Here is a 19,339-nt window from a genome sequence, read left to right as displayed (position 1 = left end):
CGATACGCAACGGTGACCGCACGGACGGGTCGCGTACATCGCTTCTTCTGACACTGTTCTGTCATGGCACAGCAATCGACGCCGGTCCGAACGGCCAGGCTGGGCAGGGCAGTCGGCCAGGAGCCGACGACGGTGAGCGGAGCGGTCCTGCTGCTCCCGGGCGGTGAGGAGGTCTCCGCCCGCAAGCCGTCCCTCGTATGGGCGACCCCCTTCGTCCGCGCACTCGGGCGCCGGCTCGCCCGGGACGGCCGGGACGAGGGGCTGGCCGCGCACATCGTCCACTACCGCTATCGCGGCTGGAACGGCGACGAGGCGCATCTCGCGGGGGACGCGAACTGGGCGGCCGACGAGGTGGTACGGCGGTACGGAGATGTCCCGGTGTGCCTGCTGGGTCTGGGCATGGGCGGCCGGGCCGCGCTGCGCGCGGGCGGCCACGAGGCCGTCAACTCCGTCGTCTCCATCGCCCCCTGGCTGCCGGAGGCGGACGAGGCGGCGCCCGAGGAACCGGTACGGCAGCTGGTGGGGCGCCGGGTGCTGATCGTGCACGGCACGAACGACGAACGGACCGATCCGGAGCAGTCGTTCCGGCTGGCGGCGCGGGCGAAGAAGGCGAACCGGGAGGTGTGCCGGTTCGAGGTGCACTCGGACGGGCACGGGCTGCATCAGCACCGGGACGAAGTCCTCGCTCTCGCTTCGGACTTCGTCATGGGGGCGTTGTTCGGGTACGCGGTTTCCCGGCCGGTGGAGGATGCGCTGGCTGCGCCGCCGCCTATCGGGTTGCGGATGCCGCTTGCGGCGGGCTTCGGGCGGTCGCTTCGTAAGGGCTGATGTCCGGTTGGGAGTGCGGGTCGTGGGTGTCTGCTCGCGCCCACGCGGCGGTAGCCGCATATCGGATGCAGCCCCGCGCCCCTGAAGGGGCGCGCTGTGCCCTAGGTGGGGAGCAGGTTGCCCCTTCTCGACAGCAGGAAGCGCTTGAAGGCCGTCACCGGGGGCGTGTCCGGATGGCCCTGGAGCCATGCCACGCCGATCTCCCTCGCCGCCCTCGGCGCCGTGACCGTCAGTTCCACGACTCCCGGGCGGGGAAACGCGGGTGGGGGGAGCAACGCAACCCCCAGCCCGGCCGCCACCAAACCCCTCAAGGTCTCCGCCTCCTCCCCCTCGAAGGCGATCCGCGGGCGGAAGCCGGCCTCCTTGCACAGGTCGTCGGTGATGCGGCGCAGGCCGTAGCCCGGTTCCAGGGTCACGAACGTCTCGTCGGCCGCTTCGGCGAGGCGGATGCGCTTACGGGCGGCCAGGGGGTGGTCCGCGGGAACCACCAAACGCAGCTTCTGTTCGTCCAGGCGCCGGGCGACCAGGTCGGGGGCGTCCGGCACCGGGGAGGTGAGGCACAGGTCCAGCTCACCCGCCCGGAGCTTCTCGATCATCGCCTCGCCGTAGTTCTGGACGAGGCTGAAGCGGACCCGGGGATGGTCGACGCGGAAGGCCTGGAGGAGGCCGGGGACCGTCTCCGCGCCCATCGTGTGCAGGAAGCCGAAGGCGACCTTGCCGGTGGTGGGGTCGGCGTCGCCGCGTACCTCGTCGGCGGCGCGCTGGACCTCGGCGAGGGCGCGTTCGACCGAGGTGAGGAAGGTGCGGCCGGCGGGGGTGAGGGAGACCGTGCGGCCGTGCCGGGTGAAGAGGCCGACGCCGAGGTCCTGCTCCAGGCGGGCCATCGCACGCGAGAGGGTGGACTGCGGGACGCCGAGCTCCTGCGCGGCCCCGGTGACATGCTCCGTGCGGGCCACGCCGGCGAAGTACGCGAGGCGTGGAGCCAGCAACATCGTCATGTCTTCTGTGTCACTGTCCGGTGACAGGCGCTTCGCTGACCTCTGCTGATGCTCCATGGGAACGATTATGGCGATTCCATGCATTGGACGGATCAAAAAGGGGTCCGTACGTTCGAGGTATGTCTCCCGCCAGTACCGGGGCGTCCACCGCCATGGACGCCGCAGCGACCGCCCCCGTCTCCGACACCTCCGACTCCCGTATGGCCCCGGGCGGCCCCGGCTACCGCCGGATGAGCTTCGCCCTCTTCCTCGCCGGTGTCGCGACCTTCGCCCTCCTCTACTCCACGCAGGCGCTGCTGCCGCTGATCTCGGACGGCTTCGGGGTGAGCGCGAGCGACGCGAGCTGGACGGTGGCGGCGGCGACCGGCGGTCTGGCGCTGTTCGTCATCCCGATGAGCGCCCTGTCCGAGCGTTTCGGGCGTCGTACGGTCATGACCGCGTCGCTGGCGGTGGCGGTGACCGTGGGTCTGCTGGTCCCCTTCGCGCCGTCGCTGGGCGTGCTGGTGGTGCTGCGCGGCATCCAGGGCGCCGCGCTGGCCGGGCTGCCGGCCTCGGCGCAGGCCTACCTGGCCGAGGAGGTCCGCCCGAGGGCACTGGTCACGGCGATAGGCCTGTTCGTCGCGGGCAACAGTGTCGGCGGGATGAGCGGCCGGGTCATCACCGGCTGGGTCGCGCAGGAGTGGGGCTGGCGGATCGCGGTGGGTGTCATCGGCGTGATCGCGGTCGGCTGCGCGGTGGCCTTCCGGCTGCTCCTCCCGGCCCCGCGGCACTTCAGGGCGGGCTCGCTGCACCCGCGCCGGCTGCTCGGCACGGTCCGCGACCATCTGGCCAACCCGCTGCTGCGCCGCCTGTACGCGATCGGCGCGCTGTTCATGACCGTCTTCGGCGGCGTGTACACGGTGATCGGCTACCGCCTGACCGAGGCACCGTTCTCGCTCCCGCAGGGCATCATCGGCTCGATCTTCCTGGTCTACCTGGTGGGCACGGTCTCCGCGTCGACGGCGGGCCGTCTGGTCGGCCGGCTCGGCCGCCGGGGCGCCCTCTACCTGGGCGGCGGCACCACGGCCGCCGGCCTCATCCTCTCCCTGGCCGACTCGCTCCCCCTGGTCCTGCTGGGCCTCGTCCTGATCACCGCGGGCTTCTTCGCGGGCCACGCGGTGGCCTCCTCGGCGGTCAGCAAGACGGCCACCCACGGCCGGGCCCAGGCCTCCGCCATCTACCAGTCCGCGTACTACATCGGCTCCAGCGCGGGCAGTACGGTGGGCGCGCTGGCCTTCCACGCGAGCGGCTGGTCGGGAACGGTGGGGGTGGCCCTGCTGGCGATCGCGGGCGTGGTGGCCATCACGGTGCTGGGCTCGGTGGCGGCTCGACGGCAGGTCATGGCCACCGCTCACTGACACCGCGCGAAAAGCAGGATGATGACCACACAGACCGACCGTGTCGACCACGAGCTGATCCGGGCGGCGGCGCACGTCGCGGCCACCCGCTGCCGGGGCGACAACCACACCATGGCGGCTGCGGCCCGCGCCCGGGACGGCCGGATCGTCACCGCGGTGAACGCCTATCACTTCACCGGAGGCCCCTGCGCGGAGCTGGTCCTGATCGGCACCGCTGCCGCCCAGGGCGCCTATGACCTGGACACCATCGTCGCCGTGGGTGACCGCGACCGAGGCGTCGTGCCCCCCTGCGGCCGCTGCCGCCAGGTCCTTCTTGACTACTTCCCAGCCCTTAAGGTCATCGTCGGGACACCCGACGGCCTCCGGACGGTGCCCGTCACCGACCTGCTTCCCGAAAGCTACGTCTGGGCGGACCACCAGGTCGACGCCGAGGAGAGCGCACCACCCGGCACGAGCTGACGCCCCACCTCCGGTCCCCTGTTCGGACCCCGTTGTCAGTGGTCGCCGGGCTCCCAGCATCTGCTCATGTCCGTGAAGCGACTGGTCTGACCTGGTCTTTTCCGCACTCCGGGGGCCATTGTCAGTCCCCTGCGGTAGCTTCCAAGTGCTGGAGCGCAACGGCGCGCGGACAGGAACGGCCACAGGGGTGGGTGGACGGAAATGAGCAACAGCACGGCGACGGCGGAGCTGGACGTCGCACTGGAGAAGTACCGGACCGAGCTGACCGGGTACTGCTACCGGATGCTCGGCTCGTCGTTCGAGGCCGAGGACGCCGTCCAGGACACCCTGGTGCGGGCCTGGCGGAGCTACGACAAGTTCGAGGGCCGCTCCAGTCTGCGGTCGTGGCTGTACCGGATCGCGACCAACGTCTGCCTGGACATGCTGTCCGCGGGCAACAAGCGGGCCCGTCCGATGGACCTCTCCGAGTCGACCCCGCTCGCCCGGGCGGCGCTGTCGCCCCGGCCCGACAACACCTGGCTGGAGCCGGTGCCGGACGCGCGGGTGCTGCCCACCGTGGAGGACCCGGCGGAGGCGGCCGTGGCCAAGGAGTCCGTCCGTCTGGCCTTCATGGCCGCGCTGCAGCAGCTGCCGCCCAAGCAGCGGGCGGTGCTGATCCTGCGCGAGGTGCTGGCCTGGAAGGCCAACGAGGTGGCCGAACTGCTCGGCACCACCGTCGCCTCGGTCAACAGCGCCCTGCAGCGGGCCCGGGCCACCCTGGCCGAGCAGCAGCAGTCGGGCGCCGCCGCCGACGTCTCCGACCCGCTCGACGAGGAACAGCAGAAGCTCCTGGAGCGCTATGTCGCGGCCTTCGAGGGCTACGACATGACGGCGCTGACGGCGCTCCTCCACGAGGACGCCATCATGACGATGCCGCCGTTCGACCTGTGGCTCGTCGGCCACGAGGACATCGCCGGCTTCATGACCACCTTCGGCTCGGCCTGCGAGGGCTCGCGGCTGTTCCCGGTCCAGGTCAACGGCCTGCCCGGGTTCGCCCAGTACAAGCCCGACCCGGACACCGGCGGCTGGAGCCCCTGGGCGGTCCAGGTCCTGGAGATCTCAGACGGCCGGCTGACCGGGTTCCACTTCTTCCTCGACACCAAGCGCTGGTTCCCGCTCTTCGACCTCCCCCTCCACCTGGAGGCGAAGCCCGAGGAAGCGGAGGAGGGAGCGTAGGGCGGGGTCGGGGTCCCGCAGCCGTATCCGCCCACCGGCCCGGCGGGCGGTCAGCTCCAGCCGGGCCAGCAGATCGACGGCCGCCAGTCCGGGCGGCCCGATCCCGGCGACATCGCAGACGACGATCCCGGTCGCGCCGCCCGCCAGCAGTGCCCGCACCTCGGCACACAGCCCGGCCACCGCGTCCTCGGCGACCGGGCCGGGCAGTACGAGCACGGCGGGGGGCATGGCATCCACGAACCGGTAGACCGCCGTCGGCTCGACAACTCATCGGTAGGGTGCCGGGCTTCCGTACGGTCGTCGCGCAGATCACAGGGATCGCGACGTTGACCTGCACCTGACCGCCCCCCGAGGGTTAGCTGCATGTCCCACGGATCAGCCAAGCCCTGCCCACCCGACGGTCTCCTCCCCCGCGAGGGGGTCCCGTGCAGGGGGTGCTGAGCGGCTTCGCGGTGATCGCGATCGTCATCGGGGTGGGATACGTCCTCGGCCGCGGCGGCCACCTCGGGGTCAACGGCCGCGAGGTCCTGACCAAACTGGCCTTCCACGTCGCCTCCCCCGCCCTGCTCTTCACCACGCTGGCGAAGGCCGACCTGGCGGTGATCTTCTCCAGCCGCCTCCTGGTGACGGCCCTGAGCACGGCAGCGGCGGCGGGCGTGTTCGTGGCGGTGGGTGCCGGGCGCCACTGGGGCGTGGGGCGCACCACCATCGGTGCGCTGTGCTCCAGCTACGTCAACTCCGGCAACCTGGGCATCCCAATCGCGGTGTACGTGCTGGGCGACGCGTCCCTGGTGGCCCCGGTCCTGCTCTTCCAGGTGGTCATCGTGACCCCGGTCGCCCTGACCATCCTGGACCTGTCGGGCATGGGCGAGAAGGGCCCCTGGTGGCGCCGGCTCCTCGCCCCGCTCCGCAACCCGATAGCCGTCGGCTCCCTCACCGGGGTCCTGGTGTCGGCGCTCGGGATCCGTCTCCCCGGCCCGGTGATGGACCCCTTGACCCTGATCGGCAACATGTCGGTCCCAGCGGTGCTGCTCGCGTTCGGCATCTCCCTGCACGGCAGCACCCCGCCCGGCCGGGGCCGCGACCGCCACCCGGTGTTCCTCTCGGTGGCCCTGAAGTCGGTGGGCCAGCCGCTGATCGCCTGGGCCCTGGCGTCAGCGGTCTTCGACCTCCACGGCGCCCCCTTGCTGGACGTCACGGTGACCTCGGCCCTCCCGGCCGCGCAGAACCTCTACACCTACGCCAGCACCTACCACGTGGGCGAGGAACTGGCCCGGGACTCGATCCTGCTGTCCACGGTGCTGGCGGTACCGGTACTGGTCGTGGTGGCGGCGCTGCTGGGGTGACGGACCGTCAGGCGATGCGTTCCAGCACGACGGGGGACGCCGTGAACTCGGTGCCCGCCGCCGCGATGTCGTACGAGCCCTCCACCGACTGGAGTGCGTACTCGAAGCGGTCCGGGGTGTCGGTGTGCAGGGTCAGCAGGGGCTGGCCCGCCGTGACCGTGTCGCCGGGCTTGGCGTGGAGTTCGACGCCCGCGCCCGCCTGCACCGGGTCCTCCTTGCGGGCGCGGCCCGCGCCCAGGCGCCAGGCGGCGACGCCGATGCCGTAGGCGTCCAGGCGGGTCAGGACACCGGACGACGGCGCCTTGATCACGTGCTGTTCCTTCGCCACCGGGAGCACCGCGTCCGGGTCGCCGCCCTGGGCCGCGATCATCCGGCGCCAGACGTCCATCGCCGAACCGTCGGCCAGCGCCTTCGCCGGGTCGGCGTCCTTCAGGCCGGCCGCGTCGAGCATCTCGCGGGCCAGGGCGAGGGTCAGTTCGACGACATCGGAGGGGCCGCCGCCGGCCAGGACCTCGACCGACTCGCGGACCTCCAGGGCGTTGCCGGCCGTGAGGCCGAGGGGGGTGGACATGTCGGTGAGGAGCGCGACCGTCTTCACGCCGTGGTCGGTGCCGAGGCCGACCATGGTCGAGGCCAGCTCACGGGCGTCGGCGAGCGTCTTCATGAAGGCGCCGGTGCCGACCTTCACGTCCAGGACCAGGGAACCGGTGCCCTCGGCGATCTTCTTCGACATGATGGAGGAGGCGATCAGCGGGATCGCCTCGACCGTGCCGGTCACGTCGCGCAGCGCGTACAGCTTCTTGTCCGCGGGGGCCAGACCGTCGCCCGCCGCGCAGATCACCGCGCCGGTGCCGTCCAGCACCGACAGCATCTCCTCGTTGGAGAGCAGGGCGCGCCAGCCGGGGATCGACTCCAGCTTGTCCAGGGTGCCACCGGTGTGGCCGAGGCCCCGGCCGGAGAGCTGGGGGACGGCCGCGCCGCAGGCCGCGACCAGGGGGGCCAGCGGGAGGGTGATCTTGTCGCCGACACCGCCCGTGGAGTGCTTGTCGGCGGTCGGGCGGGACAGCGCCGAGAACTCCATGCGCTCGCCGGAGGCGATCATCGCCGCCGTCCAGCGGGCGATCTCGCGGCGGTTCATGCCGTTGAGGAGGATGGCCATCGCGAGCGACGACATCTGCTCGTCGGCGACCTCGCCGCGGGTGTACGCGTCGATGACCCAGTCGATCTGCTCGTCACTGAGCTCACCGCGGTCCCGCTTGGTGCGGATGACGGAGATGGCGTCCATGGCCATGACGTTCCCTTCGAAGCATTGCGAAGCGTACGGCCCCTCCCGGCGAGGAGGGGCCGTACGGGAGTTACTTGGTGAGATGGGCCGGGCCGAAGGCCTGGGGCAGCATCTCGGAGAGGGGCAGGACGCCCTCCGGGGTGTCCAGGAGGAGGTCCGGGCCGCCGAACTCGTAGAGCAGCTGGCGGCAGCGGCCGCACGGGACGAGCAGGCCGCCCGTGCCGTCCACGCAGGTGAAGTGGGTCAGCCGGCCACCGCCCGTGCGCTGGAGCTGGGAGACGAGTCCGCACTCGGCGCACAGGCCCAGGCCGTACGACGCGTTCTCCACGTTGCAGCCGGTGACCGTGCGGCCGTCGTCGACCAGGGCCGCGACCCCGACCGGGAAGCCGGAGTAGGGGGCGTACGCGTGGGACATGGCCTCGCGGGCCTCCGCGCGCAGGGTCTCCCAGTCGAATCCGGCGGCCGCGGCCGTCACTTGCCCTGTCCCTTCCGGTACGGCAGGCCGTCCGCCTTCGGCATCCGCAGGGACTGCGCGGACAGCGAGAGCACCAGCAGGGTGACGAGGTACGGGGTCGCGGTCACGAGCTGCCGCGGGACCTCGTTGGTGGAGGCGTACCAGATGAACATCAGGACCGAGATGACGATCGTGATGACGGCCGGGACGTACTTCTTGCGCCAGGCCAGGTAGACCGCGCCGAAGACCAGCAGGATCGCGAGCAGCAGGATCAGCGCGTGCACGTTGACCGTGCCGCCGCGCAGGTTGAGGCTGTCGGTGTAGCCGAACAGGCCAGCGCCGAGGGCGAGGCCGCCCGGCATCCAGTTGCCGAAGATCATCGCGGCGAGACCGATGTAACCGCGGCCGGCCGTCTGGCCGTCCAGGTAGACGTTGGAGGCGACGATCGAGAGGAACGCGCCGCCGAGGCCGGCGAAGCCACCGCTGATGATCACCGCGATGTACTTGTACTTGTAGACGTTGACGCCGAGGGACTCGGCCGCGACCGGGTTCTCACCGCAGGAGCGCAGGCGCAGGCCGAAGGGCGTGCGCCACAGCACCCACCAGGTGATCGGGACGAGGGCGACGGCGACGACCGTCAGCGGGGAGAGGTCGGTGAGCAGACCGCCGACCAGGCCCGCGATGTCGGAGATGAAGAACCAGTGCTTCTCGTTGAGCGTGTTCAGCCAGTCGGACAGGCCCGGCACGCTGAAGGTGCCGAGCGAGTCGATCGGCGGGGACTGCTTGGAGGAGCCGCCGGGGGCGTCCTCGAAGGTGAACTTCGAGAGGTAGCGGGTGGCGCCCAGGGCGAGGATGTTCAGGGCCACACCGGAGACGATGTGGTTGACGTTGAAGGTGACGGTCGCGATGGCGTGCAGCAGGGCGCCGAGCGCGCCGCCGATGATGCCGAAGATCACGCCGACCCAGGGGCCCCACTGGTAGCCGGCCCAGGCGCCGAACCAGGTGCCGAGGATCATCATGCCCTCGAGGCCGATGTTGACGACGCCCGCGCGCTCGGCCCACAGACCGCCGAGACCCGCGAGGCCGATCGGCACGGCCAGGCGCAGCGCGGTGGACATCTGGCCGGTGGAGGTGATGCCGTCGGCGCCGGTGATCAGGCGGACGGCCGAGGTCAGGATCAGTACGCCGGCGATGACCAGCAGGAGTACCGGGAGCGACATTCGGCGGCCGCCCTTGCCGGGCTGCTTCGCCTGCGGCTTTGCGATGGTCGCGGTGGACATCAGGCCGCCACCTCCTTCTTGGTGTTCTGGGCGGCGGCCGCGGCGAGCTCCGCGCCGACCTGGCGCTGCTGGCGGCGCAGACCCCACTGGCGTACGGCTTCGTAGGAGATGACCACGGAGAAGACGATCAGGCCCTGCATGATCGTGGCGATCTCCTTCTCGTACGCCACCGGGGTCGCGTAGTCGAGGGCGGGCGAGGCCTTGTCGAGGAAGGCCCAGAGCAGGGCGGCGAAGGCGATGCCGCCGGGGTTGTTGCGGCCGAGCAGGGCGATGCCGATGGCGGTGAAGCCGAGGCCGGCCGGGAAGCTCAGGCTGTAGGTGTGGGTGTCGCCGAGCAGCAGCGGGAGGCCCGCGAGACCGGAGACCGCGCCGGAGATCAGCATGGAGATGAGGACCATGCGCTTGGCGTCGACGCCGGAGGCGGCCGCGGCGGACTCGGAGGCACCGGTGGCGCGCAGGTCGAAGCCGAAGCGGGTGCGGTTGAGGACCACCCAGTAGGCGATGCCGAGGGCGATGGCGACGAACACCATGCCGTAGATCTCGCCGACGTCCGAGCCCAGGTTGATGCCCGGGAACCAGCCGGACTTCTTCATGTCGCCGGTCGTCATGTTGTTGCCGACCTGGACACCCCAGATGTTGGCGAGGGTGACATAGCCGATGACGCTGGTGGCGATGGCGTTCAGCATGATCGTGGAGACGACCTCGCTCACCCCTCGGGTGACCTTGAGGACGCCCGCGATGCCGGCCCAGAAGGCGCCGGTGAACATGGCGACCAGGAGCAGCATCGGGATCTGCAGGAAGGCGGGCAGGCCGATGTTGGCGCCGACCACGGCCGTCATCACGGCGGCGAGGCGGTACTGGCCGTCGACGCCGATGTTGAACAGGTTCATCCGGAAGCCGAGAGCGACCGCGATGGCCGCGATGTAGTACATCGCCGCCTGGTTGATGATCAGCACCTGGATGTCCGAGTACGGCAGCTGCTGGAGCATCAGGGAGTACGGCTCGAACGGGTTGCGGTCCGAGGCGAGCAGCACGATCGACGTCAGTGCGATCGCCAGGACGAGCGCGATGACCGGGCCGGCCAGCGCGAGGAGCACCCGCTCCTTGTCGAACTTCTTCATCGGGCCTCGTCCTCCGGACCAGCGGCGCCATCGTGTGCTTCTGGGGCGGTGTCTACGTGTTCCAGGTGGCCGGACGCGGCACCCGTCATGGCGGAGCCCAGCTCCTCCGGGGTGATGGTGGCCGGGTCAGCGTCCGCGACCAGCTTTCCGTCGAAGATCACTCGCAGCGTGTCCGACAGGCCGATCAGCTCGTCGAGGTCGGCGGAGATCAGCAGCACGGCCAGGCCCTCCCGGCGGGCCTCCCGGATGCGGTCCCAGATCTGCGCCTGGGCGCCGACGTCCACACCGCGGGTGGGGTGGGCGGCGATCAGGAACTTCGGGCTGTGGCTCATCTCGCGGCCGACGATCAGCTTCTGCTGGTTGCCGCCGGACAGGGAGGCGGCGGTGACGTCGATGCCGGGGGTGCGGACGTCGTACTCCTCGACGATCCGGCGGGTGTCGGCCTGGGCGCCCTTGATGTCCAGCCAGAAGCCCTTCGCGTTGGGCTTCTCGGTGACATGGCCGAGGATGCGGTTCTCCCAGAGCGGCGACTCCAGGAGCAGGCCCTGGCGGTGCCGGTCCTCGGGGATGTAGCCGATACCGGACTCGCGGCGCTTGCGGGTCGCCCAGGGGGTGACGTCCTCGCCGAGGAACTCCACGGTGCCGGAGTCGGCGTTGCGGGTGCCGATCAGCGCGTCGATCAGCTCGGTCTGGCCGTTGCCCTCGACACCGGCGATGCCCATGACCTCGCCGGCGTGGATGGTGAACGTGACGTCGTCGAGGACCCGCTTGGCCGCGCCGGGGGTGGTGGCCTCGGTGAGGACGTCGGCGCCGGCCGTGGCACCGGCCGAGCCGGGGGTCGCGGTCTCGGGCTGCGCGCCGAGCTCGCCGAGGGAGGCGCCGCCACTGGCGTAGACAGTGAGGTTGCGGACGGTGATGACCGGCTTGTCGGTGACCGTGGACTCGGCGGTCTCCGGGGTGGGCAGCTCGCTGCCGACCATCAGCTCGGCGAGCTGGCGCGGGGTGGTCTCGGAGGGGACCGCGGTCCCGACGGTCGTACCGCGGCGGATGACGGTGATGTCGTCGGCCACCGACAGCACCTCGCCGAGCTTGTGCGAGATGAAGATGACCGACAGGCCCTCGGACTTCAGCTCCCGCAGGTTGTCGAAGAGTGCGTCGACCTCCTGCGGGACGAGGACGGCGGTGGGCTCGTCGAGGATCAGGGTCTTGGCGCCGCGGTAGAGGACCTTGAGGATCTCCACGCGCTGCCGGTCGGCGACGCCGAGGTCCTCGACCAGGGCGTCCGGGCGGATGCCGAGGCCGTACCGGTCGGAGATCTCGCGGATCTTCTTGCGGGCGTTGCCGCCGATGCCGTACAGCTTCTCGCTGCCGAGCACCACGTTCTCGAGGACGGTCAGGTTGTCGGCCAGCATGAAGTGCTGGTGGACCATGCCGATGCCGCGCGCGATGGCGTCGGCCGGGGACGAGAAGGTGACCTGCTCGCCGTCGATCGCGATGGTGCCCTCGTCCGGCTTCTGCATGCCGTAGAGGATCTTCATCAGGGTCGACTTGCCGGCGCCGTTCTCACCGACGAGGGCATGGACGGTGCCCTTGCGGACCGACAGGTGGATGTCGTGGTTGGCTACGACACCCGGGAATCGCTTGGTGATCCCCGCCAGCTCGACCGCGGCTGTCGTCTCTGCGGTGAGCGGAGGGCTGCTGGACGCGTCGATGGCGCACTCTCCTCGGGAAAGGGGCCATCTACGCGCGTAGCGCCCCTGTTTTAAATAGTGCCCGGACCTGACCGAGCTCTTTTGACTCTCGATCCGTTCCGAGCATTCTGCCGCGCGAACGGGGTGCGTCACCGCCGTACCCCGTCGGGATCCGGGGCTACGGCAGGGGCGCGGGAGGAAGATCCTGCCCGCACCCCGTTCCGTGGCCGTAACGCTGCCATTACGGCGCGCCTTTGACCATGCCTACGACACGGTCATGACCCCTGGGTCAGGAGGTCTTGACCGTGATCGAACCGCTCTTGATGCCGTCCTCGGCCTTCTTGATCGCGGCCTGCATGGCGGCGTTGTTCTTGAAGACCGGGTTGGAGTCGGACAGGCTCACGCCGCCGGTGGTCAGGCTGGCGCGGATCTCGCCGGTCTCCGGCTTGCCGTCGTGGACGGACTTGGCCAGGTTGTAGACCGCGCCCGCGACGTCCTTCATGGCCGAGGTGAGGATGGAGTCCTTGTACTTGGCCAGCGCGTCCTGCTTGTACTGGTCCGAGTCGACGCCGATCGCCCACACCTTGTGCGCGGCGGCCGACTGGATGACACCCTGACCGGACAGACCGGCGGCGGCGTAGACGACGTCCGCACCGGCGTCGATCTGGCCGTCCGCGGCGGTCTTGCCCTTGTCGGGGCTGGAGAAGCCGCCCTCTGCGGCGGTCTCGGTCAGGTACTGCGACTTGACCTTGACGCCCTTCTTGGTGTCCGCGACGCCCTGCTCGAAGCCGGCCTCGAACTTGTGGATCAGCGGCACGTCCACACCGCCGACGAAGCCGACGGTGTTGGTCTTGGTGGCCTTGGCGGCGGCGACACCGGCCAGGTAGGACGCCTGCTCCTCGTGGAAGACGAGGTCGGCGACGTTGTCGGCCTTGATGGTGTTGTCGTCGATGATGCCGAAGGTGACCTTCGGGAACTTCGCCGCGACCTCCTTGACGGCCGGCGCGTAGGAGTAGCCGACGCCGATCACCGGGTTGTAGCCGGCCTTGGCCAGGGTCTCCAGGCGCTGCGCCTTGTCCGCGTCCGACTCGCCGTCCTGCGGCTCGACGGCGGAGGACTTGTAACCGTACTGCTGGTCGGCCTTGTCCATGCCGGCGGTCGCGGCGTCGTTGAAGGACTGGTCGCCCTTCCCGCCGACGTCGTAGGCGAGAGCCAGACCGAGGTCCTTGCCCTTGCTCGCGGAGGACGAGGTGGAGGAGCTGCCACAGGCGGAGACTGTGACGGCGAGAGCTGCGGTTGCAACGCCTGCAACCGCGATACGGGACACCCGGCGCATGGAACTTGACTCCTTTGTGCAAGCGCCCAAACCAGGCGCTGGTTCCGCGGCAGCGTAACGCGCGTAGACGAACCGGAAAACCCCCAATGTCCGGTCCGTTATCTAGCTGTGGCCACAGTCACCGTCCATGGTGACGGACAGCAGTGCGCCCCTTGCAGGAGGCAAGGGGCGCGGGGACTGCAACGGCGGCGCTCAGCCGGTCGTACGTACGGCCGGCCGGCTCACCCGGCCGCTTATATATGCCGGATCACTTGGTGTTGACGGTGACCTTGCCGTCGATGATGTCCTGCTTGGCCTTGTCGACGGCCTCGACGACCTTGGTGAGGGCCTTGTACTTCGGGTTGGTGTCCGCGAAGCCGACCCCGCCGGTCTTCAGGGTGCCGTTGACGACACCGCTCTCCGGCTTGCCCTCGTAGACGGACTTCACCAGGTCGTACACCGCGCCGCCGACGTTCTTCAGCGCGGAGCCGAGGATGTAGTCCTTGTACTTGGCGAGCGCGTCCTGCGCGTACTGGTCGGAGTCGACGCCGATCGCCCACACCTTGGCGGTGGCGGCGGCCTCGATGACGCCCTGACCGGAGAGACCGGCCGCGTGGTAGATGACGTCGGCACCGGAGTCGATCTGCCCCTGGGCGGCGGTCTTGCCCTTGTCCGGGCTGGAGAAGCCGCCCTCGGCCGCGGTCTGGGTCAGGTACTGCGACTCGATCTTGATCTTCGGGTTGACCGACTTGGCGCCCTGGTCGAACCCGGCCTCGAAGGTGTGGATCAGCGGGATGTCCACGCCGCCGATGAAGCCGATGTGGTCCTTCTTGGTGGCCGAGGCGGCCGCGACACCCGCGAGGTACGACGACTGCTCGGCCGCGAAGACCATGTCGACGACGTTCTTCTCGTTGATCGTCGAGTCGTCGATCATGCCGAAGGTGATGTTCGGGTACTTGGCGGCGACCTCCTTGACGGCGGGCGCGTAGGAGTAGCCGACCCCGATGATCGGGTTGTAGCCGGCCTTGGCGAGCGTGTTGAGGCGCTGCACCTTGTCGGCGTCGGACTCGCCGTCCTGCGGCTCGATGTCCGAGCCGCCGATGCCGAACTCCTTCTCGGCCTTCTGGAAGCCGGCGTAGGCGGCGTCGTTGAAGGACTGGTCGCCCTTGCCGCCGATGTCGTAGGCAAGGCCTATGCCCTTGCCGTTGTACTTGCCGGACGAGTTCGTCGCGGTGTCACCACTGTCCTGGCTGGACTTACCGCATCCGGCGGCGGCGAGGGCGATGACGGCGACGGTCACCGCGGCTTGGGAGACCCTCGTCCTGCGAGAGATTCCCCTAGAGACAAAACGCACAGCAAGCACCCCTTCGTCCCCACGGCACCGTCACCGGCCCGCTTCCCCAATCGGCCACCTGTGGTGGCGATTCCGGCGCACAGTAACGCGCGTAGAAGGGAAGGGGAACGGGGTTTCTCATTGCCGTTATCGAACCGTGCCGACCCCGGGTTACAAGGAGAGATCCCGGGTTACGCCGGGGTGACACAAGGGGACGAAGGGGCACCGATCGGGCGCCTTCGTCCCCTGGGGCCAGGTGACCGTTTCTCCAGCCTGTCGATACGACTGCCGCCGTCCCGCTAGCGGGTCGCGTCGATGAGGGCGGCGGCCGTGAACAGCTCCACCCCGACCGTGATGGCCCGCTCGTCGGCGTCGAAGTCACCCTGGTGCAGGTCGCGCACGGTCCGCTCGCCGGGCGTCCGCACCCCGAGCCGCGCCAGCGCGCCCGGCACATGCTCCAGGTACCAGGAGAAGTCCTCGCCGCCGAGGCTCTGCTCGGTGGTCTCGATGGAGTCGGTGCCGCGCCGGGCGGTCATCGCGTCCCGCAGCAGTTCGGTGACCACCGGGTCGTTGACGACCGGCGGCACCCCGCGCACGTAGTTGATCTCGGACTTGGCCCGGTGCAGGGTCGCGACCTCGTCGATCGCCGCGTGCACCACGTCCGGGGCCTGCCGCCAGGCGGTCAGGTCCAGGCACCGCACGGTCCCGGAGAGCTCGGCGTGCTGCGGGATGACGTTGGGCGCGTGCCCGGACTCGATCCGCCCCCAGGTCACGGCGAGCCCGCTGCGGCTGTCCACGCGCCGCGCGATGAGCGCAGGCACGTCGACGGCGACCCGGGCGGCGGCGGTGACCATGTCGGTGGTCAGATGCGGCCGGGCGGTGTGCCCGCCGGGCCCGTCCAGCGCCACCTCGATGCGGTCGCAGGCGCTGGTGATGGCGCCGTTCCTGAGCCCGATCCGCCCCGCGTCCACCCTGGGGTCGCAGTGCACGGCGATGATCTGCCCCACCCCGTCCAGCGCCCCGCTCTGGATGGCGTCGGCGGCACCGCCGGGCAGCACCTCCTCGGCGGGCTGGAAGAGCAGCCGTACGGGCCGCGGCAGCAGCCCCCGCTCGTGCAGCTCGGCGAGGACCAGCCCGGCGCCCAGCACCACGGCCGTGTGCACGTCGTGCCCGCACGCGTGCGCCCGGTCCGGCACGGTGGACCGGTAGGCGCACTCGGTCTTCATGTCCGGGATCGGCAGGGCGTCGATGTCGGCGCGCAGGGCGAGCACGGGCAGCCCGCCGGCCTCGGGCCCGATGTCACAGATGAGCCCGGTTCCCATGGAGAGCACCCGCGGCCTCAGACCGGCCTTCTCCAGCCGTTCCTTGATCGCGGCCGTGGTGCGGAACTCCTGGTTGCCTAGCTCGGGGTGCATGTGCAGGTCGCGCCGGAAGGCTACGAGTTCGGCGTGCAGCTCCTCGCTGAGCACACCGGGGAGCACATCCCCTGGGAGGTCGGCCTCGGACTCTAGGGACATCAATTGGTTCACCCTCTGAAGGGTAGGACGCCCGGGGGGTCAACTGCCCCGAGATCAACAAAAGTTCAGCCCGTTAGGGGAAGAAAATCTGACCGCGATGGCATGACCTCGGACGTGGCTGGGTAAAACCTATGTTTCCTCTTCCACGGATACCACGCTGCACGGCAATCACGCCGTTTCTGTCCACGTACCGAAACGGAACCGGGCCGGAACGGCGACTTCGCCACGCGCGGCACGCCCGCCCGGTAGCGTGCGCGACCGTGACGGACTCGGAGACGACCGACTTCATAGAAACCACCCGTACGTCCTACGACGCGATCGCGAAGGACTACTCCGCCGCCTACCCCGGCCTCCCCGACCGGCCGGTGGACCTGTCCCTGATCGCCGCCTTCGCCCAGCTGGTGAAGGCGAACGGCACCGCCCCCGTGGCCGACCTGGGCAGCGGCCCCGGCCACATCACCGCGTACCTGAACGAGCTGGGGGTCCCGGCCTTCGGCATCGATCTCTCCCCCGCCATGGTCACCCTGGCCCGCGAGGCCCACCCCGCGCTGCGCTTCCACCGGGGTTCGATGACGTCCCTGGACCTGCCCGACGCGGCCCTGGGCGGCATCCTCGCCCTCTACTCGATCATCCACATCCCCGACGACCGCCTCCCGGCGACCTTCGCCGGCTTCCACCGCGCCCTGGTCCCCGGCGGCCATGTCCTGCTCGCCTTCCAGAAGGGCGAACAGCCCGGCCTGCACGTCACCGAACGCTTCGGCCACGAGATCGACCTCCGCTACTACTGGCGGCCGGCGTACGCGGTGGGCGACATGCTCGCCAAGGCGGGCCTGGAGGTGGCGGCCACCCTGATCCGCGAGCCGCTGGACGAGGAGAAGTGGCCGCGGGCGTTCGTACTGGCCCGCAAGCCCTGACCGTACCGGGGGCGCGGCGACCGGAGACATCAGAGGCGACCGGAGACATCAGAGCTGAGCGACCTGGGTACGGCTCGCACACTCGGTGACGACGTCCCGCAGGCTGCCGGTGTCCGTCAGCAGCCGCCGCTGTTCGTCGGCGCCGTTGCCGTCCCTCAGCAGCCGCTGGACGCCCTCTTCCGCCATCGCCAGGTCGCCGCTGTCCGCGAGGGCGTCCCGGGTGTGCGCCAGCAGGGCGTCCAGTACCTCCTTCGTCGGCCGGGGCCGCAGCGTGACGGGGTCCAGCAGTTCCCCGCCGAGCCCCGAGCGGGCGGCGCGCCAGCCGGCCATCCGCGCCAGCGCCACGCCGTGATCGACGGGCTCCTGTCCGGCCCGCCACTCCCGCGCGGCGGTCTCCACGAGGGCGCGGGCCAGCGTGGCCACGAGCACGGCGGTCCCGGCGCGCAGGCAGACATCGGCGACCCGGATCTCCACGGTCGGAAAGCGCCGGGCGAGCCGGGCGTCGAAGTAGACCATCCCCTCGTCCAGGATGACGCCGGTGGCCACCATGTCCGTGACCAGCCGGTGGTACCGCTCCGCGGACCGGAACAGCTCGGCCGGTCCGGCGGACGGCCAGCGTGCCCACACCCGGCTGCGGTAACTGGCGTACCCGGAGTCCCGGCCCTGCCAGAAGGGGGAATTGGCGCTGACGGCGACGAGCACGGGCAGCCAGGCCCGCACCCGGTCCAGAACCCCCACCCCCTCCTCGTCCGACTCCACGGAAACATGCACATGGCACCCGCAGACCAGTTGCTCACGAGTCGAGATCCCGTACTGCTCGGCCATCCACTGGTAGCGCCGGTTCACACTGACGGAGGGGCTGACCGGCAGCGGCGAGCTGGCAAGCGCGGCAACGGCACACCCGAGTTCCCCGGCGAGCCGCGCGGCCTCCTTACGGCACCGCACGATCTCCTCTCCCAGGTCCGTCATCTCCGACTGCGGCTGGGTGGCGAACTCCAGCATCTGCCCGTACAGCTCCTTCTCGAACACGCCCTGCCCCGGGTCCACCAGCGCGGCCCGGGCCAGCACCGCGGCCGCCGACGCCTTGGGCTCCCCCGACTCCGGGTCGACGAGCAGAAGCTCCTCCTCCACTCCGACGGTACGCACGCGATCCCACCCTCCGTCCGCGCCACCACCGAACGCGGCAGCCTCCGCACCCCCCGACTTCCCCCGCCGGCCGGGGAGACACCTGCCGCAGCGGCACCGGCAACGCGAGGCGAATCCGTGCACCCCGTCCCATGGGCCGGCAACAACCGCCGTCTGGAAACGGCGCGACTCCCCCAGTAGGCAGGCGCCGACCACGAGGTCCGTTTTGCGCCAGTGTTCCGCGGTGGGCGGCGCGATGCTCGTCGCCATGAATCGATTCGAAGGAACTGTGGCCCTGGTGACCGGCGGAAGCCGGGGTATCGGCGCTGCCGTGGCTCTACGGCTGGCCGAGGAGGGCGCCGACGTGGCTCTGACGTACGAGAACAGCGCGGCGCTCGCCGACGGGGTGGTGAAGCGGATCAGGGACGGTGGTCGCCGGGCGCTGGCCGTCCAGGCCGACAGCGCGGTCCCCGAGAGACTGGCCGCGGCGGTGGAGTTGACCGTCGAGACGTTCGGCAGGCTGGACGTCCTGGTCAACAACGCAGGGGCGTTCCTCGTCGGCCCGCTCGAGGACCTGGGCGCGGCGGAGATCGACCGCACCTTGGCGGTGAACGTCCGGGCGCCGTTCGTGGCATCCCAGGCGGCGGCGCGTCACATGGGCGAGGGCGGCCGCATCGTCAGTATCGGCAGCAACGTGGCGGAGCGCGCGGTCTTCCCGGGCCTGGCCCTGTACGCGATGAGCAAGACGGCCCTGGCCGGAATGACCAAGGGCCTGGCCAGGGAACTCGGCCCGCGCGGTATCACCGTCAACCTGGTGCACCCCGGTCCCACCGACACGGACTCCAACCCCGCCGACGGCCCCGACGCGTCGGCGATCGCCGGGTTCACCGCGCTGGGCCGCTACGCGGACGCGGCGGAGATCGCCGCCACCGTCGCCCACCTGGCGAGCGCGGACGGTGGGTACATCACCGGAGCGGCGATCAACGTCGACGGAGGGTTCACGGCCTGACACCGCGTGAGGGCGCACCCGACCGCCCTGTCCGACGGGAGACCTGGCGTGG

Annotated in this window: 18 protein-coding genes; 7 read left to right on the top strand and 11 right to left on the bottom strand. The window is 70.4% G+C overall.

Features of this window, described 5'->3' with window-relative positions; all coding sequences use genetic code 11:
• Positions 1-63 precede the first annotated feature (63 nt).
• Positions 64-828, top strand: a complete 765-nt coding sequence (locus ACZ5K7_RS14710) for a dienelactone hydrolase family protein (RefSeq protein ID WP_351693133.1) — start codon at positions 64-66, stop codon at positions 826-828.
• A gap of 101 nt (positions 829-929) precedes the next feature.
• Here the strand turns inward: ACZ5K7_RS14710 and ACZ5K7_RS14705 are convergent, their stop codons facing one another.
• Positions 930-1,883, bottom strand: coding sequence for a LysR family transcriptional regulator (locus ACZ5K7_RS14705; protein ID WP_351693136.1), 954 nt, complete (start codon positions 1,881-1,883; stop codon positions 930-932).
• A 62-nt stretch (positions 1,884-1,945) separates the two neighbouring features.
• On the opposite strand from ACZ5K7_RS14705, the gene ACZ5K7_RS14700 reads away from it, so the two are divergent.
• The 3 genes from ACZ5K7_RS14700 (at position 1,946) to ACZ5K7_RS14690 (ending at position 4,897) form a co-directional block, all read left to right on the top strand.
• Complete coding sequence (locus tag ACZ5K7_RS14700) at positions 1,946-3,223, top strand: MFS transporter (protein WP_468913479.1); 1,278 nt, start codon at positions 1,946-1,948, stop codon at positions 3,221-3,223.
• A 21-nt stretch (positions 3,224-3,244) separates the two neighbouring features.
• Positions 3,245-3,682, top strand: a complete 438-nt coding sequence (locus ACZ5K7_RS14695) for a cytidine/deoxycytidylate deaminase family protein (RefSeq protein WP_468913477.1) — start codon at positions 3,245-3,247, stop codon at positions 3,680-3,682.
• Positions 3,683-3,883: 201 nt separating this feature from the next.
• Positions 3,884-4,897 carry a sigma-70 family RNA polymerase sigma factor gene (locus ACZ5K7_RS14690; RefSeq protein WP_468913474.1) on the top strand — a complete coding sequence of 338 codons (1,014 nt, stop codon included), beginning with the start codon at positions 3,884-3,886 and terminating at the stop codon, positions 4,895-4,897.
• Here the strand turns inward: ACZ5K7_RS14690 and ACZ5K7_RS14685 are convergent.
• Positions 4,781-5,125, bottom strand: coding sequence for an STAS domain-containing protein (locus tag ACZ5K7_RS14685; protein ID WP_468913471.1), 345 nt, complete (start codon positions 5,123-5,125; stop codon positions 4,781-4,783). The two genes, ACZ5K7_RS14690 and ACZ5K7_RS14685, sit on opposite strands and share 117 nt — an antisense overlap.
• Positions 5,126-5,322: 197 nt before the next feature.
• Between ACZ5K7_RS14685 and ACZ5K7_RS14680 the strand changes: the two genes are divergently transcribed.
• Entirely contained in the window at positions 5,323-6,243 is a 921-nt protein-coding gene (locus ACZ5K7_RS14680; protein WP_468913470.1) for an AEC family transporter, read from the top strand.
• Positions 6,244-6,250: 7 nt separating this feature from the next.
• Here the strand turns inward: ACZ5K7_RS14680 and ACZ5K7_RS14675 are convergent, their stop codons facing one another.
• The 8 genes from ACZ5K7_RS14675 to ACZ5K7_RS14640 form a co-directional block, all read right to left on the bottom strand.
• Positions 6,251-7,534, bottom strand: coding sequence for a thymidine phosphorylase (locus ACZ5K7_RS14675; RefSeq protein WP_351693153.1), 1,284 nt, complete (start codon positions 7,532-7,534; stop codon positions 6,251-6,253).
• 64 nt (positions 7,535-7,598) lie between these two features.
• The gene (locus ACZ5K7_RS14670) at positions 7,599-8,003 is read right to left on the bottom strand and encodes a cytidine deaminase (protein ID WP_351748709.1); all 405 of its coding nucleotides are present in this window, start codon (positions 8,001-8,003) and stop codon (positions 7,599-7,601) included.
• Positions 8,000-9,262 carry an ABC transporter permease gene (locus ACZ5K7_RS14665; RefSeq protein WP_351693159.1) on the bottom strand — a complete coding sequence of 421 codons (1,263 nt, stop codon included), beginning with the start codon at positions 9,260-9,262 and terminating at the stop codon, positions 8,000-8,002. The genes ACZ5K7_RS14670 and ACZ5K7_RS14665 overlap by 4 nt, the downstream gene beginning before the upstream one ends.
• Positions 9,262-10,383 carry an ABC transporter permease gene (locus ACZ5K7_RS14660; protein WP_468913464.1) on the bottom strand — a complete coding sequence of 374 codons (1,122 nt, stop codon included), beginning with the start codon at positions 10,381-10,383 and terminating at the stop codon, positions 9,262-9,264. The genes ACZ5K7_RS14665 and ACZ5K7_RS14660 overlap by 1 nt, the downstream gene beginning before the upstream one ends.
• A complete protein-coding gene (locus ACZ5K7_RS14655) occupies positions 10,380-12,095 on the bottom strand; it encodes an ABC transporter ATP-binding protein (protein WP_351694500.1) in 1,716 nt (571 codons plus the stop codon). Before ACZ5K7_RS14655 ends, ACZ5K7_RS14660 begins: the two co-directional genes overlap by 4 nt.
• 268 nt (positions 12,096-12,363) lie before the next feature.
• Positions 12,364-13,410: a BMP family lipoprotein gene (locus ACZ5K7_RS14650; RefSeq protein WP_351693165.1), complete on the bottom strand. Its 1,047-nt coding sequence runs from the start codon at positions 13,408-13,410 to the stop codon at positions 12,364-12,366.
• A gap of 247 nt (positions 13,411-13,657) precedes the next feature.
• A complete protein-coding gene (locus tag ACZ5K7_RS14645) occupies positions 13,658-14,689 on the bottom strand; it encodes a BMP family lipoprotein (RefSeq protein ID WP_351693168.1) in 1,032 nt (343 codons plus the stop codon).
• A gap of 332 nt (positions 14,690-15,021) precedes the next feature.
• Complete coding sequence (locus ACZ5K7_RS14640; RefSeq protein WP_468913460.1) at positions 15,022-16,239, bottom strand: amidohydrolase; 1,218 nt, start codon at positions 16,237-16,239, stop codon at positions 15,022-15,024.
• Between the two features lie 260 nt (positions 16,240-16,499).
• Here ACZ5K7_RS14640 and ACZ5K7_RS14635 point away from each other — a divergent pair, with 260 nt between their 5' ends.
• Positions 16,500-17,153 carry a class I SAM-dependent DNA methyltransferase gene (locus tag ACZ5K7_RS14635; RefSeq protein WP_468913458.1) on the top strand — a complete coding sequence of 218 codons (654 nt, stop codon included), beginning with the start codon at positions 16,500-16,502 and terminating at the stop codon, positions 17,151-17,153.
• A gap of 48 nt (positions 17,154-17,201) precedes the next feature.
• On the opposite strand, the gene ACZ5K7_RS14630 is transcribed toward ACZ5K7_RS14635, so the two are convergent.
• On the bottom strand, positions 17,202-18,299 hold the full coding sequence (locus ACZ5K7_RS14630) for a glutamate--cysteine ligase 2 (RefSeq protein ID WP_468913454.1): 1,098 nt from the start codon (positions 18,297-18,299) through the stop codon (positions 17,202-17,204).
• A 247-nt stretch (positions 18,300-18,546) separates the two neighbouring features.
• Between ACZ5K7_RS14630 and ACZ5K7_RS14625 the strand changes: the two genes are divergently transcribed.
• Positions 18,547-19,287 (top strand): 3-oxoacyl-ACP reductase family protein, encoded by a 741-nt coding sequence (locus tag ACZ5K7_RS14625; RefSeq protein ID WP_468913451.1) that lies wholly within the window; start codon positions 18,547-18,549, stop codon positions 19,285-19,287.
• Positions 19,288-19,339 lie beyond the last annotated feature (52 nt).

It is taken from the genome of Streptomyces sp. NPDC031497 (assembly GCF_055580905.1).
The sequence above is the reverse complement of the archived record's forward strand: the minus strand, read 5'-3'. Positions and strand labels throughout refer to the sequence as shown.